The sequence below is a fragment of the Hydrogenophaga sp. 70-12 genome (genome assembly GCF_001897365.1).
Classification (GTDB): Bacteria; Pseudomonadota; Gammaproteobacteria; order Burkholderiales; family Burkholderiaceae_C; genus Hydrogenophaga; species Hydrogenophaga borbori.
The window spans coordinates 1-13,505 of sequence record NZ_MKSS01000200.1 but is presented as its reverse complement, the minus strand read 5'-3'; the positions used below and the strand labels follow the sequence as shown (position 1 = coordinate 13,505).

The window sequence follows — 13,505 nt, the reverse complement described above, 5'->3', positions numbered from 1 at the left end:
CCGCGCGCGCTCAGCTCGAAGCGCGGGTCGCGCGGGACACCGAGCTCGGGCGCCGCCGGCCGGTCCACCCGCAACACGTCGGCGCCCAGGTCGGACAACAGCATGGCAGCCAGCGGCACCGGGCCGATCGCCTCGATCTCCAGCACGCGCAGGCCGGCCAGCGGGCCTTGCCGCGTCATGGCGGGCACTCCCCAGGCGCGTGGGCGGACGGTCGAAAGCAAGGGGTCGAGGGCATGGCGCGGCCGGTGTGGAGCGCCCATCAGGCCACCGCCCCGGCGCGGGCGCAAGGCGCCGTTTCGCACATCGAAACACCGTCTCGACTCGGCCTGCCCCGCGCCGCATGATGCCGCGCAAAGGCCCGCACCATGAACCACCCCACCCTCTTCGGCGACCACTTCCTGCACCGACTGACCAGCGACGAACAGGCCATGGTGCTGCGCGTGCGCGGGCTCTGCCGCGACACCCTGGGCCCCAAGGCCGCCGAGGTGGCCCAACAGGACGTGTTCGCCTGGGACAACTTCCGCCTGCTGGCCCGCGAGGGCATCGTGGGCACCGCCTTTCCCCGCGCCTATGGCGGCAGCGACGCGCGCCAGCAGCTGCGCATCCGAATCATCGAAGAGCTGGGGCGCGTGTGCAGCACCTCGGCCTCGCTCATCACGGGCACCGACCTGTCGACGCGCGCCATCGTGGCCGGCGCCAGCGAGGCCCTGAAGCAGCAGCTGGTGCCCGGCCTGTGCACCGGCGAGCTGCAGGCCGCCTTCGGCCTGACGGAACCCGAGGCCGGCTCCGACGTGCGCGGCCTCAAGACCGTGTTCCGGCGCACGCCCGGCGGCTACAGCATCACCGGCCGCAAGAAGTTCATCACCCGCGCCAGCACCGCCGACTGGTTCGTCATCGTGGGCTGCGCCGAGGACGAGCCCTCGACCTTCCTGGCCGCGCTGGTGCCGCGCGACGCGCCCGGCTTCACCATCAGCCCCGACGTGGGCAAGCTGGGTTGGTACGGCGTGCCCATCGCCTCGCTCAGCTTGACCGAGGTGGCCGTGCCGGCGTCTCACCGCCTGGGCGCCGAGGGCGAGGGCTTCAGCCTGGCGCAGGACGCCCTGCTGCGCGCGCGCATCGGCCACGCCGCCATGGCCCTGGGCCGCGCGATCGGCGCGGTGGAGATCGCCGCCGCCTACGCCCTCGACCGCAGCGTGTTTGGCAAGACCCTGGGCGAACACCAGGGCGTGCAATGGATGCTGGCCGACATGGCGACGCAGATCGAGGCCTCGCGCGCGCTGCTGTCGCTGGTGGCCGAGAAGTACGACCGCGGTGACGCCGACGTCGCCACCTACGCCTCCATGGCCAAGCTGCAGGCCACCGACCTGTGCATGAAGGTCGTCACCGACGCGCTGCAGCTCACCGGCGGGCGCGGCTACCTGCAGGACTTTCCCCTGGAGCGCTTCTTCCGCGACGCCAAGCTCAACCAGATCGGCGAAGGCTCCAGCGAGGTGCACAAGACCGTGATCGGGCGGGACTGGGTGCGCCGCGCGCGCGGCGCCGAACGCAACCCCTGCCTGCACGAAGGCTCCCTGGTGGACTACTGATTCAAGCCAACACGCCATGCCCCAAGCCAACACCCCCATCCCCCCGCGTTTTCGCGCCGTCCGCACCCATGTGGTGGACGGTCGCACCGAGAGCCGCCTGGAAGCGCTCACGCTGGACGATCTCAGCCCCGGCGAGGTGGTCATCCGCAACCGCTACGCGGGCGTGAACTTCAAGGACTGCCTGTCGCTGCATGGCAAGGCCAAGATCATCACCGGCTTCCCCCGCGTGGCGGGCATCGAGCTGGTGGGCGACGTCCTGCACTCGGACGCCGCCGCCTTCGCCCCGGGCCAGACCGTGCTGGTGCACGGCTTCCAGACCGGCATCGCCTTCGACGGCGGCTTCTCCGAGATCGTGCGCGTGCCCGCGGCCCACGTGCAGGCCCTGCCCGCCGGCCTGACGGCCCTGGAGTGCGCCGCGCTTGGCGTGCCGGCCTTCACCGCGGCCATGGCACTGGAGCGCTTCCAGATGGAAGGCCTGCGACCGGACTCGGGGCCCGTGGCCATCACCGGCGCGGGCGGCGCCGTGGCCCTGAGCGCGCTGGGCATCCTGGCCCGCACCGGCCACCGGGCCACCGCCATCACGCGCCGCATGGAGCAGGCCGAGGCGCTGCGCGCGGCCGGCGCCAGCGAGGTGCTGGATGCCACGCAGATCCTGGCCGCGCCACCGCGCGCGCTGGAGAAGCCTCAGTTTGCGGCGGCCATCGACAACGTCGGCGGCCCCATGTTGTCCTGGCTGCTGCGCTCCACCCAGGACCAGGGCTGCGTGGCCTGCGTGGGCAACGCGGCCAGCAACGGCTTCGACGGCAGCGTGCTGCCCTTCATCATGCGGGCGATCAAGCTGGTGGGCATCGTGGCCAACGCGCCCTGGGAGCAGCGCCACCGCCTGTGGGCGCGCCTGGGCAGCGACTGGAAACCCGACTTCGACCGCCTGAGCCCGCAGCTCGGCTTCATCGGCCTGGACGAACTGCTGCCCTTCAGCGAAGCGCAGCTGGCGGGCCGCAATTCGGGCCGCGCCCTGCTGCGTTTCGAGGGAGCCTGAGCCCATGAGCACCACCACCCGCCCACGCGGCAAATACTTCGACGAGTTCGCGGTCGGTGACCGCTTCCAGACCGCGCGGCGCACCATCACGCCAACCGACATCGTCAACTTCGCCGGCGTCTCGGGCGACTTCAACGCCCCGCACATGGACCACGAGTTCTGCCGCACGCAGCCCTATGGCGAGCCCATCGCGCACGGCCCGCTGGTCTTCGCGGTGTCCACCGGCCTGCTCTGCCAGTCCGGCCTGAACGACGGCACGCTGGTGGCCATGCTGGGCATCGACAAGTGGCGCATCCACGCGCCGGTGAAGGCCGGCGACACCGTGCACCTGGTGATGGAAGTGATCGAGACGCGCCCCACCAGCAAGGGCGACCGCGGTGTCGTCGGCTTCCGGCGCGAGATCGTGAACCAGCACGGCACCGCGGTGCACACCATGGAGGTGCAGTGCATGTACCTCTGCGACCCGGACCGCGCGCCGACGAACTGAGACAAGGGCACGGTTCGCCACCGCGCCCATAGAGGCCTCAGGGCCTCAGATCACACCCTGCGCCCGCAGCCGCTCCAGCTCATCGGCGCCCACGCCCAGCGCGCCATACACCTCGGCGTTGTGCTCGCCCACCGACGGCCCGGTGCGCGGCACGTTCATTTCCCGGCCCACCACGCGCGGCACGATGCAGGGCGCGGGCAGGCTCCCGAAATCGGGGTCCGGCAGGCGCACGATCGCGCCGCGCGCGATGAAGTGCGGGTCCTGCTCGATGTCTTCGATGGTGTAGGCCTTGCTGAAGGGAATGCCCGCGCGTTCGAGCCGCTCGGCCAGCGCGGCGTAGTCGTGCCGCGCGAACCACCCGCCCAGGTGCTCGTCCAGCGCCACCAGGTGCTTCACGCGCGCCGGGTTGGTGTTGAAGCGCGGGTCGCTGGCCAGCTCGGGCTCGCCGAGGGCCTCGCACAGGCGCGCGAAGATCGCGTTCGACGAGGCCACCAGCGAGAAGAACTGGCCGTCGCGGCTGCGGTACATGTTGGACGGTGCCGTGTAGCTGGCGCGGTTGCCCTCGGGCCGGCGCACCTGGCCCAGCCGCTCGTGCTCCACCGGCAGGCAATCGAGCAGCCGGAACAGCGCCTCCGTGGCGGCCAGGTCCACCTCCACGCCCTTGGCGTTCGGGTCGCCGCGCAGGCGCACCATCTCCGACGCAATGGAGAAGGCGCAGAACAGGCCCGCCACGGCATCGCCGACCGGGAAGTTGCTGTGCAGCGGCGGTCCGCCCGCTTCGCCGGTCAGGTTGGTGAAGCCGCTCATGGCCTCGAAGATGCGCGCGTAGCCCGGCCGCGCCTTGTACGGCCCGGTCTGCCCGAAGCCGGTGAGCCGCACCACCACCAGGCGCGGGTTGGCCGCGTGCAAGGTGGCGATGTCCAGGCCCCAGCGGTCCAGCGTGCCGCTGCGGAAGTTCTCCACCAGCACGTCGAAGCGCGGGAGCAGGGACAAGAACAGCTCGCGCCCGCGCGCCTGGCGCACGTCGAGCGTGATGCCGCGCTTGCCCCGGTTGGCCACCTTCCACCACAGCGGCACGCCGTCCTGCACCGGCTGCAGGCCGCGCAGGGCGTCGCTGCCATCCGGCAGTTCCAGCTTCACGACCTCGGCGCCATGGTCGGCGCACAGGGTGGCGCCCATGGGGGCCGCCAGCACGGTGGCCATGTCGAGGATGCGCACGCCCGCGAGGGCGCCTGCTGAGCGGGGGGTCGGGGTCACGGTGAGGTCCTTGGGTCTGTGGCCGCGGTCGGCCGCGCCACGCCGTTGTGCCAGAGCCTTTCGCTGCCCACAATCGATGTTTCGCACAGCGAAACAGCCGTTTACCCCGTCTTTCGAAGTACCCATCATGGCCACCAAGCAAGCGAAACGCCGCATGACCTCGATCACGCTCCCCGGTCTCGTCGATCCCCACGACCTCGCGGAGGACCGCCAGTTCTCCATGAACCTGGCGCGTGGACTCAACGTGCTGCGCGCCTTCACGGTGGCGGATCCGGTGCTGGGCAACCGCGAGATCGCCGAGCGCACCGGCCTGCCCAAACCCACGGTCTCGCGGCTCACCTACACGCTCACGCTGCTGGGCTACCTCACGCGCGATCCCGCGCTGCAGAAGTACCGGCTGGGCAGCGGCGTGCTGTCCCTGAGCCATCCCGTGCTCGCCGGCGCCCAGGTGCGCCAGGTGGCGCGGCCCTTCATGGAGCAGCTGGCGCGCGCGACCGGCTGTTCGGTGAACCTGGGCATGCGCGACCGCGCCGACGTCGTGTACCTGGATGCCGTGCGCGCCGACAAGGCCAACTACCACTGGCCCGACATCGGCAGCACCCGCCCGCTGCTGGCCTCGGCCATGGGCCGCGCGCTCATCCAGAGCCTGCCCAAGCCGGAGCAGACCGCGATCCTGAACTACCTCAAGGTGCACGACCGCGAGATGTACGACAAGCACCGCGCCGCCTGGGAGGCCGACCAGAAGCTGTTCGCCGCCCACGGCTTCTGCCACTCGCGCGGCGACTGGCGCAAGGACGTCCACGCCATCGCCGCGCCCATCCGCCTGCCCGCGCGCGAGCAGCCGGTGGCCATGAACTGCACGCTCATCGGCTACAGCCTGCCCAAGGACAAGCTCTCGCGCGAGGTGGCGCCCCTGCTGCTGGAAGCGGTGCGCCAGATCGAGCTCGCCTACGGCGTTCGCGCCACCAACTGAGAACCCGCCCCCATGATCCGAGACCCCGACGCCTTTTCGACGCTGCTCGCCGAAGTCCGTCGCTTCGTGCGCGACGAGTGCATCCCCGCCGAAGCGGACGTCGACCGCGAGGACCGCATCCCCGAGCCGCTGGTGGAGCGCATGCGCGCCCTCGGTCTGTTCGGCCACAGCATCCCCGAGGCCTATGGCGGCGCCGGCCTCACGAGCGAGGAGCTGTCGCTGGTCAACATCGAGGTCTCGCAGTGCGCGACCGCCTTTCGCGCCCGCTTCGGCGGCAACACCGGCATCGCCTCCGAGTCACTGGTGGTGGACGGCACCGAAGAACAGCGGCGCCAGTACCTGCCGCGGCTCGCCAGCGGGCAGCTGACCGGCTGCTTCGCCCTCACCGAACCCGAGGCGGGATCGGACGCGACCGCGCAGAAGACCGTGGCCGTGCGCGATGGCGGCGACTACCTGATCACGGGGCGCAAGTGCTTCATCACCAACGCGCCCCTGGCCAACCTGTTCACCGTGTTCGCGCGCACCGACCCGCAGGGCAAGGGTGCCCGCGGCATCACCGCCTTCCTGGTCGAGCGCGGCGCGCCGGGCCTGTCGACGCCCGAGGCCTACCGCAAGATGGGCCAGCACGGCTCGCCCGTGGGCGAGGTGGTGCTGGAGCGGGTGCGCGTGCCGGCCAGCGCCATCGTCGGCGGCCCCGAGATGGAAGGGCAGGGTTTCCGCACCGCGATGCGCGCCCTGAACAAGCAGCGCATCAACCTGGCGGGCCTGTGCATCGGACCGGCCATCCGCCTGGTCGACGAGATGGTCGCGCGCGCGGCCAGCCGCCGCCAGTTCGGCCAGGCCATCGCCGAGTTCCAGCTGGTGCAGCAAATGATCGCGCAGAGCAACACCGAGGTGCACGCCGCGCGCGCCCTGCTGCTGGAGACCGCGCGCAAACGCGACGACGGCCTCGACGTGACCATGGAAGCCTCGATGTGCAAGCTGTTCGCCAGCGAGATGTGCGGCCGCGTCGCCGACCGGGCCGTGCAGGTGTTCGGCGGCCAGGGCTACATCAACGACAACGTGGCGGAGCGCTTCTACCGCGACGTGCGCCTGTTCCGGCTGTACGAAGGCACGAGCCAGATCCACCTGACCAATATCGCCAAGCGGACCATGGCCATGGCCGCGACCGATTGACCCCACCACAACCAGGAGACAAACATGACCCTCAGCCGCCGCACCCTGCTGGCCAGCGCCGCCAGCGCATTGGCCTTGGCCACCGCACCGTCCTTCGCCCAGGACGGCTTCCCCAACAAGCCGGTGCGCATCATCGTGCCCTTCTCGGCCGGCGGCATCGTGGACTCGATCGCGCGCGCCATCGCGGACAAGCTGTCCGCGCGCTACCCGCAGCCCGTGATCGTGGAGAACAAGACCGGCGCGGGCGGCTCCATCGGCACCGACTTCGTGGCCAAGTCGAACCCGGACGGCTACACCCTGCTGCTGGTCAGCCCGGGCTACGCCGTGATCCCCAGCCTGCAGAAGAACGTCACCTGGAACCCGGTGCGCGACTTCCGCTCTGTGGCCGGCATCGGGGTGGTGCCCAACATCATCGTGGTGCACCCGAGCGTGGCGGCGAACACCTTGCCGGAACTGATCGACCTGGCCAAGAAGAGCAGCGCGCCGGTGACCTATTCCACCGCCGGCATCGGCACCTCCAACCACCTGGCCGGCGAGCTGCTCGCGCAGGAGGCCGGCATCAAGCTGACCCATGTGCCGTACAAGGGCCAGCCCGACGCTTTGAACGACCTGCTCGCGGGCCGCGTGAACATGATGCCGCTGACGGCGGCGCTGGCCATGCAGCACGTGAAGGCGGGCAAGCTGCGCGCCCTGGCGGTGACCACCGCGAAGCACGCCAGCGCCGCGCCCGAGCTGCCCACCGTGGCCGAGGCCGCCAAGCTGCCGAACTACGACGTCGGCACCTGGTTCGGCCTGGTGGCCCCGGCCAAGGTGCCCGAGCCCGTCATGCGCAAGCTGTCCGCCGACGTGGCGGCGGTGCTGGCCATGCCCGACATGAAGGCCAAGTTCGAGGGCATGGGCATGGAGTTCGCGCCGCAGAGCGGCCCCGACTTCGACGCCCTCGTGAGCAGCGAGTTCACCCGCTGGGGCCGCGTCATCAAGCAAGCCGGCATCGAACCCCAGTGATGGCGCTGCGCACCCCGATCTGCGAGCGCCTGGGCGTTCGCCACCCGATCTTCGGCTTCTCGCACTCCGTCGACGTCGTGGTGGCCATCGCCCAGGCCGGGGGCTTCCCGGTGCTCGGCCTGGCGCGCGAGCTGCCGCACGAGATCCCGCACATCCTGGACGACGTGCAGCGGCGCATGGGCGACATGCCCTACGGCATCGACCTCATGCTGCCCAGCCGCGTGCCGCAGGCCGCCAGCATCGACGAGCTGCGCGGGGCGCTGCCGGCCGAGCACCGGGACTTCGTGCAGGGGCTGCGCGAACGCTTCGACGTGAAGCCACCGGTGAAGCCCAGCTTCTTCACCACGCAGGTGCGCTCCGAGGCGCTGTTCAACGAACAGATCGAGGCCGTGCTGGCGTCCAACTGCCGCGGCGTGGCCACCGCCATCGGCCTGCGCGCCGACCTCATCGAACGGGCCAAGGCGCGCGGCAAGCTCACCTTCTCGCTGGTGGGTTCGGTGCGCCACGCGCGCAAGGCCATGGAGATGGGTGTCGAGGTGCTGGTGGCCCAGGGCTACGACGCCGGCGGCCACACGGGCCCTGTCGGCACCCTGTCGCTGCTGCCGCAGGTCATCGCCGTGGCCGAGGGCCGGCCGGTGCTGGCCGCCGGCGGCATCGGCACCGGCGAGCAGGTGCTGGGCACCATCGCCATGGGCGCGCAGGGCGCCTGGCTGGGCACGCTCTGGATGGCGGCGCGCGAGAACCACACACCGGCGGCGCTGCTGCAGCGGCTCGTGGACAGCGCGAGCGAGGACACCCTGATCACGCGCGCGCACAGCGGCAAGCCCTGCCGCGTGGTGCGCAGCGAATGGATCGACGCCTGGCAGCAACCCGGCGCGCCGCGGCCGCTGGACATGCCGCTGCAGCAGGTGCTGACCGGCGACGTCTTCGCCTCCATGCACGAGCACGGCGATCCGCGCCTGATCTACGAAGCCGCTGGCCAAAGCGTGTTCGCCATCCGGGGCGAGACCACCGTGGCCGAGCAGATGGCCGGCCTGGTGGATGGCATGGAGCGGGCCTGGAGCCGCCTTGAGCGCCTCACGGCCTGATCTGCGCGCGCTGCTGGCGCCGCGCTCCATCGCCGTCATCGGCGCCTCCACCGAGCCCAACAAGGTCGGCGGCATGCCGATCCGGCTGCTGCTGCGGCACGGCTACACGGGCGCGATCTACCCGGTGCACCGCACGGCCCCGGAGATCCAGGGCCAACGCGCCTACGCCTCGCTCGATGCGATCGGCGCGCCGGTGGACCTGGTCCTCGTCGCGGTGCCCGCCTCGGCCTGCGACGATGCCATGGACCAGCTGGTGCGCACGGGCGCGCGCGCGGCGATCGTCTTCAGCTCCGGCTTCGCCGAGGTGTCGACGGACGGGGCGCGCCAGCAGCGGCGCCTGGGCGAGCGGGCGCGCGACGCGGGCATCGCCCTGCTGGGCCCGAACTGCCTGGGGGCCATGAATTTCCACGAGCGCCTGTTCGCCACCTTCTCGCCCGTCGTGCTGGACGACGCGCCCGCCAGCGGTTCTGTGGCCCTGGTCAGCCAGAGCGGCGCCTTCGGCGGCTACGCCTACACGCTCGCGCGGCGGGCCGGCGTGGCCATCGGCCACTGGATCACCACCGGCAACGAAGCCGGCGTGCAAGTGGCCGACGCGATCGACTGGCTGGTGCGCGAGCCGCGCTGCGGCGCCATCCTGGTGTACCTGGAAGGGGCGCGCGACCTGGGCCGGTTGCGCGAGGCCCTGCTGGCCGCGCGCGCGGCGGGCAAGCCGGTGACGGTGGTCAAGGTGGGCCACACGCCGGCCGGCGCCCGCGCCGCCCGGCTGCACACGGGCAGCGACACCGGCGATGCCGAGGTCTACCGGGATCTGTTCGAGGCCTGCGGCGCGCGCCAGGTCTCGCGCATCGGCGAGCTGTTCGGCGACGCGGCGCGGCCCGGCGCGGTGGCCGCCCCCGCGGCCGGTCAGGCCATCGCCCTGTTCAGCGTCTCGGGCGGGGTGGGCATCATGATGGCGGACCGCGCCGAGGAGCTGGGCCTGCGCCTGCCGCCGCTGCCCGACGCGGCGGCGCAGCGGCTGAAGCAGGCCATCCCCTTCGCGTCCACGCTGAACCCGATCGACGTGACCGGGCAGGTCTTCGCGCAGCCGGCCGTGCTGGTGCAGTCGCTGCACGACGCCGCCACCTGCGGCCAGTACCGCGCGCTGGCCGTGTTCCTCGCGGCCGCGGCCCAGGCGCCGGGCGTGTGGCCGCTGCTGCAGGCGGGCATCGCGCGGCTGCGCGCCGAACCGGCGGCGACGCGGCTCGTCCTCAGCGGCATCCTCGGCGCCGAGCAGCAGGCCTGGCTGCGCGCGCAGGGCTGCGAGGTGTTCGACGAACCCGCCCGGGCCGTGGAAGCGGCGGCGGCCTGAACCGGCGCCGGCGCGCGGGGCCGAATCCGGCCGGCCGCCGGCCTGCCCGCGCCGATCACGGACAATGCAGGGCTGGCCTGTCGACCCCCTTGTCCGCCTTGACCGCTTCGCGCACCGCCCCCTCCCCCTCCGCCCCGCCTGTCGATCAGCACCGCATGACGTCCGGCGAACGCCGCGCGAGTGCGGCGCTGGCCGCCATCTACGCCCTGCGCATGCTGGGCCTGTTCATCGTGCTGCCGGTGTTCGCGCTGGAAGCGCGGCGCTACCCCGGCGGCGACGACCCGGCCCTGATCGGCCTGGCCATGGGCATGTACGGCCTCACCCAGGCCTTCCTGCAGGTGCCGCTGGGCATGGCCTCGGACCGCTTCGGCCGCAAGCCGGTGATCCTGCTGGGCCTGGCGGTCTTCGCCGCCGGCAGCGCGCTCGCGGCCTGGGCGCCGTCGGTGCACTGGCTGCTGGCGGCCCGCGCGCTGCAAGGCGCGGGCGCCATTTCCGCGGCCGTCACCGCCTTGCTCGCCGACCTCACGCGCGACAGCGTGCGCACCAAGGCCATGGCGCTGGTGGGCATCAGCATCGCGCTGATGTTCGCGCTGTCCCTGGTGGCCGCGCCGGCGCTGGTGCCGCATGTCGGCTTGTCGGGCCTGTTCCTGATCACGCTGGCGCTGAGCCTGGCGGCCATGGCGGTGGTGGCCTGGGTGGTGCCGCCCGAGCCGGCCCGGCAGGCGCACGCGCCGCGCGCCAGCCTGCGCGAGGTGCTGGGCCAACGCGATCTGCTGCGCGTGAATGCCGGGGTGTTCGCCCTGCACGCGGCGCAGATCATGACCTGGCTGTCCGTGCCGGCCCTGCTGGTGCAGGCCGGGCTGGACACGGCGCGGCACTGGCAGGCCTATCTGCCGGCGCTGGTGGTCTCGCTGCTGATCGTCGGCGGCTTCCTGTTCCGGCTGGAGCGGCGCGGCCATTTCCGCGCCGTCTACCTCGGCACCATCGCCTTGCTCGGCGTGGTGCAGCTGGGCTTTCTCGCCCAGCTCCACCAGCCCAGCCTGCCGCTGCTGGGGGTGCTGCTGTGCCTGTACTTCGTGGGCTTCAACACCCAGGAGGCCAGCCAACCCAGCCTGGCCTCCCGGCTGGCCAAGCCCCATCAGCGGGGCACCGCGCTGGGGGTCTTCAACACGCTGATGTCGCTCGGCATCTTCGTTGGCGGCTCGCTGGGGGGCCTGGTGTCGCGCGCGTGGGGCGCGCCGGGCGTCTTCGGCGCCAGCGCCGCGATCCTCGCCCTCTGGCTGCTGATCGCCTGGGGTATGCGCCCCAGCGCGGCCGCGCACTGATCAGCGCGGCGGCGCGGGCAAGGGGCCGGGCTCGCTGGGGGGCTCCGCTTCGGGCGGGCGGTCGGTGTCCGGGTCCAGCTGGGGGTCGGCTTGCGGCGGAGCGGTCGCTTCGGCCGCTGGCTCGGCGTGGGGCGGGGCAGTGCCCGACCGCTGCGCGTCGGGCTCCGGCTGCCTGGCCGGCTCGCTGGGCAGATCCGAGTCCGGCGCCGCGGTGGGTGCCGCGCGCGGGCGCAGCTTGCGCACCATCATCCCGGCCAGCGCGGTGTAAAGCGGCCGGCTGATCAGGCGCGCGACCAGACTGGCGAGCATGGCCGACGCCATCAGGCTCAGCACCATGGAGCGGCCGTTGATCATCTCCATCACGATGATGAAGGACGTGAGCGGGGCCTGCGTGGTGGCGGCCAGGAAACCCGCCATGCCCAGCGCGATCAGACTGGGTGCCAGCAGGCGGGCGTTGTCGCCGCCCAGCAGCATGGCGATGTCATGACCAATGCCGCCGCCGATGGACAAGGAGGGAGCGAAGATGCCTCCGGGCACGCCGCTCCACGAGGTCAGCCAGGTCGCGACCAGCTTGAGCAGCACGTACAAGGGCGAGGTCTCGGCCTCGCCAGCGAGCATGAGCCGGACCTGTTCGGCGCCCGCGCCGAACGTGGCGCCGCCGGTGACGAGCCCGATGACCGCCACCCCCATGCCGGCCACCGCGGCGAATCGCACCGGATAACGCCGCCGGTAGGCGCTGACGCGGTCGGGCAGGCCTTGCAGCGACGCGGCCAGCAAGCGGCTGAACAGGCCGCCGAGCACGCCGCACACCAGCGCCACCAGCAGGCCCGGCCAGAAGGCTTGCCAGCTCAGGCGCGGCACTTCGATCGAGCCGAAGTAGGTGAGGTTGCCGAACACCGAGATCGCCACCAGACCCGCCACCACGATGGCGGCGATGATGAGCCCGTTGTTGCGCGACTCCATCTTCTTCGACAGCTCTTCAATCGCGAAGACGACGCCGGCCAGCGGCGCGTTGAATGCGGCGGCCATGCCGGCGGCACCGCCGGCCACCAGCAAAGCGTGCTCCCCCATCGCCGACCCGGGGCGCAGCCACCGGCGCGCATCGTGCATGACGCCGGCGGCCACCTGCACCGAGGGCCCTTCCCGCCCCGCCGACAAGCCCGCCAGCAGCCCCGTGACACCCAGCACGATCTTGGCGAAGGTCAGCCTCAGCGACACCAGGCCCGCCCGCATGCCGGGCGTGATGCCGGGGTCCAGGGCCGCCATGACCTGCGGGATGCCCGAGCCGCCCGCGCCCGGCGCGAAGCGGCGCGTGCACCACACGATCAGGGCCGTGAGGCAAGGCGTCCACACCAGCACGGCCCACGGCGCGCGCCCGTGCAGGTGCTTGAACAGCTCGAAAGCCGCCTCGCTCAGCCAGGTGAACGCCACCACGAACAACCCGGCGACCACGGCATAGGCGAGCACCACGCTGCGGTCGACCCAGGCCCTCAGATCGGAAAATTCATCCTGCAGGTTCTGGAAGAAGTCGGGCTCGCGCTGTCTCATGAAGGCCGATTATTCCCTTCGCGGCAAATCGCACCGGCGCGCCCGGGTGCATGCGGCACAATCCTGCGGCCGGCCGCGTGCCACACGCGGCCCCAACCGACACGCAAGGAATTCCCATGGCATCCGTCAACAAAGTCATCCTCGTGGGCAACTGCGGCCGCGACGCCGAGATCCGCTACCTGCCCTCCGGCCAGGCCGTGGCCAACGTGAGCATCGCCACCTCCAGCCGCCGCAAGGACCGCAACACCGGCGAGACCGTGGAAGAGACGCAGTGGCACCGCGTGACCTTCTACGACCGCCTCGCCGAAATCGCGGGCGAGTACGTCAAGAAGGGCCGCCCGCTGTACGTCGAAGGGCGCCTGAAGTACGGCAAGTACACCGACCAGGGCGGCGTCGAGCGCAACACCGTGGACATCATCGCGACCGAGATGCAACTGCTCGGTGGCCGTGAAGGCATGGGTGGCGGCGACGACGGCGGCGCCCCACCGCGCGCCGCAGCGGCGCCCCGAGCGGCGGCGCCCGCTGGCCGCCCGGCCCCGTCGCCCCGCCCCGCGCCGGCGCCGGCGCGCCAGCCCACGGGCTTCGACGACATGGACGACGACATCCCTTTCTGAATTCGCGCAAACCGCGTAATCTGGCCCACCGCAACGGTGGGTTTTTTTTGGCCGCACGG

Annotated in this window: 13 protein-coding genes; 10 read left to right on the top strand and 3 right to left on the bottom strand. The window is 71.9% G+C overall.

The window, feature by feature from the left end; translation table 11 throughout:
• A partial coding sequence (locus BGO22_RS12050) for a CoA transferase (RefSeq protein ID WP_286851001.1) occupies positions 1-179 on the bottom strand: 179 nt, incomplete at its 3' end.
• 186 nt (positions 180-365) lie between these two features.
• Here BGO22_RS12050 and BGO22_RS12045 point away from each other — a divergent pair.
• Genes BGO22_RS12045 through BGO22_RS12035 form a run of 3 tightly spaced genes read left to right on the top strand, consistent with a single transcriptional unit; the run spans position 366 to position 3,112 of the window.
• Positions 366-1,586: an acyl-CoA dehydrogenase family protein gene (locus BGO22_RS12045; RefSeq protein WP_204743310.1), complete on the top strand. Its 1,221-nt coding sequence runs from the start codon at positions 366-368 to the stop codon at positions 1,584-1,586.
• 16 nt (positions 1,587-1,602) lie between these two features.
• On the top strand, positions 1,603-2,625 hold the full coding sequence (locus tag BGO22_RS12040; RefSeq protein WP_286850998.1) for a YhdH/YhfP family quinone oxidoreductase: 1,023 nt from the start codon (positions 1,603-1,605) through the stop codon (positions 2,623-2,625).
• Between the two features lie 4 nt (positions 2,626-2,629).
• A complete protein-coding gene (locus BGO22_RS12035) occupies positions 2,630-3,112 on the top strand; it encodes a MaoC/PaaZ C-terminal domain-containing protein (protein ID WP_070399455.1) in 483 nt (160 codons plus the stop codon).
• Between the two features lie 45 nt (positions 3,113-3,157).
• On the opposite strand, the gene BGO22_RS12030 is transcribed toward BGO22_RS12035, so the two are convergent.
• Positions 3,158-4,369 carry a CaiB/BaiF CoA transferase family protein gene (locus tag BGO22_RS12030; protein WP_070399454.1) on the bottom strand — a complete coding sequence of 404 codons (1,212 nt, stop codon included), beginning with the start codon at positions 4,367-4,369 and terminating at the stop codon, positions 3,158-3,160.
• Positions 4,370-4,496: 127 nt separating this feature from the next.
• Here BGO22_RS12030 and BGO22_RS12025 point away from each other — a divergent pair, with 127 nt between their 5' ends.
• The 6 genes from BGO22_RS12025 to BGO22_RS12000 all read left to right on the top strand — a co-directional run bounded on the left by BGO22_RS12025 (position 4,497) and on the right by BGO22_RS12000 (position 11,284).
• Complete coding sequence (locus BGO22_RS12025; RefSeq protein WP_416186973.1) at positions 4,497-5,342, top strand: IclR family transcriptional regulator; 846 nt, start codon at positions 4,497-4,499, stop codon at positions 5,340-5,342.
• 12 nt (positions 5,343-5,354) lie between these two features.
• Positions 5,355-6,518, top strand: a complete 1,164-nt coding sequence (locus BGO22_RS12020; protein ID WP_204743314.1) for an acyl-CoA dehydrogenase family protein — start codon at positions 5,355-5,357, stop codon at positions 6,516-6,518.
• 24 nt (positions 6,519-6,542) lie between these two features.
• Positions 6,543-7,523 carry a tripartite tricarboxylate transporter substrate binding protein gene (locus tag BGO22_RS12015; RefSeq protein ID WP_286850995.1) on the top strand — a complete coding sequence of 327 codons (981 nt, stop codon included), beginning with the start codon at positions 6,543-6,545 and terminating at the stop codon, positions 7,521-7,523.
• Positions 7,523-8,611: an NAD(P)H-dependent flavin oxidoreductase gene (locus BGO22_RS12010; protein WP_286850994.1), complete on the top strand. Its 1,089-nt coding sequence runs from the start codon at positions 7,523-7,525 to the stop codon at positions 8,609-8,611. Before BGO22_RS12015 ends, BGO22_RS12010 begins: the two co-directional genes overlap by 1 nt.
• Positions 8,592-9,959 carry a CoA-binding protein gene (locus tag BGO22_RS12005; RefSeq protein WP_286850992.1) on the top strand — a complete coding sequence of 456 codons (1,368 nt, stop codon included), beginning with the start codon at positions 8,592-8,594 and terminating at the stop codon, positions 9,957-9,959. The genes BGO22_RS12010 and BGO22_RS12005 overlap by 20 nt, the downstream gene beginning before the upstream one ends.
• Before the next feature lie 155 nt (positions 9,960-10,114).
• Positions 10,115-11,284 (top strand): MFS transporter, encoded by a 1,170-nt coding sequence (locus BGO22_RS12000; RefSeq protein WP_070399448.1) that lies wholly within the window; start codon positions 10,115-10,117, stop codon positions 11,282-11,284.
• Here BGO22_RS12000 and BGO22_RS11995 read toward each other — a convergent pair whose 3' ends face one another.
• A complete protein-coding gene (locus tag BGO22_RS11995; protein WP_286850991.1) occupies positions 11,285-12,832 on the bottom strand; it encodes a chloride channel protein in 1,548 nt (515 codons plus the stop codon).
• A 116-nt stretch (positions 12,833-12,948) separates the two neighbouring features.
• On the opposite strand from BGO22_RS11995, the gene ssb reads away from it, so the two are divergent.
• The gene (gene ssb, locus BGO22_RS11990) at positions 12,949-13,446 is read left to right on the top strand and encodes a single-stranded DNA-binding protein (protein WP_070399447.1); all 498 of its coding nucleotides are present in this window, start codon (positions 12,949-12,951) and stop codon (positions 13,444-13,446) included.
• Positions 13,447-13,505: the final 59 nt, after the last annotated feature.

What these genes read in the sequence shown, in the direction of transcription:
- BGO22_RS12015 (WP_286850995.1), top strand. Translation starts at nt 6,543, where the DNA reads ATGACCCTCAGCCGCCGCACCCTGCTGGCCAGCGCCGCCAGCGCATTG.
- BGO22_RS12025 (WP_416186973.1), top strand. Translation starts at nt 4,497, where the DNA reads ATGGCCACCAAGCAAGCGAAACGCCGCATGACCTCGATCACGCTCCCC.
- ssb (WP_070399447.1), top strand. Translation starts at nt 12,949, where the DNA reads ATGGCATCCGTCAACAAAGTCATCCTCGTGGGCAACTGCGGCCGCGAC.
- BGO22_RS12045 (WP_204743310.1), top strand. Translation starts at nt 366, where the DNA reads ATGAACCACCCCACCCTCTTCGGCGACCACTTCCTGCACCGACTGACC.
- BGO22_RS12010 (WP_286850994.1), top strand. Translation starts at nt 7,523, where the DNA reads ATGGCGCTGCGCACCCCGATCTGCGAGCGCCTGGGCGTTCGCCACCCG.
- BGO22_RS12040 (WP_286850998.1), top strand. Translation starts at nt 1,603, where the DNA reads ATGCCCCAAGCCAACACCCCCATCCCCCCGCGTTTTCGCGCCGTCCGC.
- BGO22_RS12000 (WP_070399448.1), top strand. Translation starts at nt 10,115, where the DNA reads ATGACGTCCGGCGAACGCCGCGCGAGTGCGGCGCTGGCCGCCATCTAC.
- BGO22_RS12020 (WP_204743314.1), top strand. Translation starts at nt 5,355, where the DNA reads ATGATCCGAGACCCCGACGCCTTTTCGACGCTGCTCGCCGAAGTCCGT.
- BGO22_RS11995 (WP_286850991.1), bottom strand. Translation starts at nt 12,832, where the DNA reads ATGAGACAGCGCGAGCCCGACTTCTTCCAGAACCTGCAGGATGAATTT.
- BGO22_RS12035 (WP_070399455.1), top strand. Translation starts at nt 2,630, where the DNA reads ATGAGCACCACCACCCGCCCACGCGGCAAATACTTCGACGAGTTCGCG.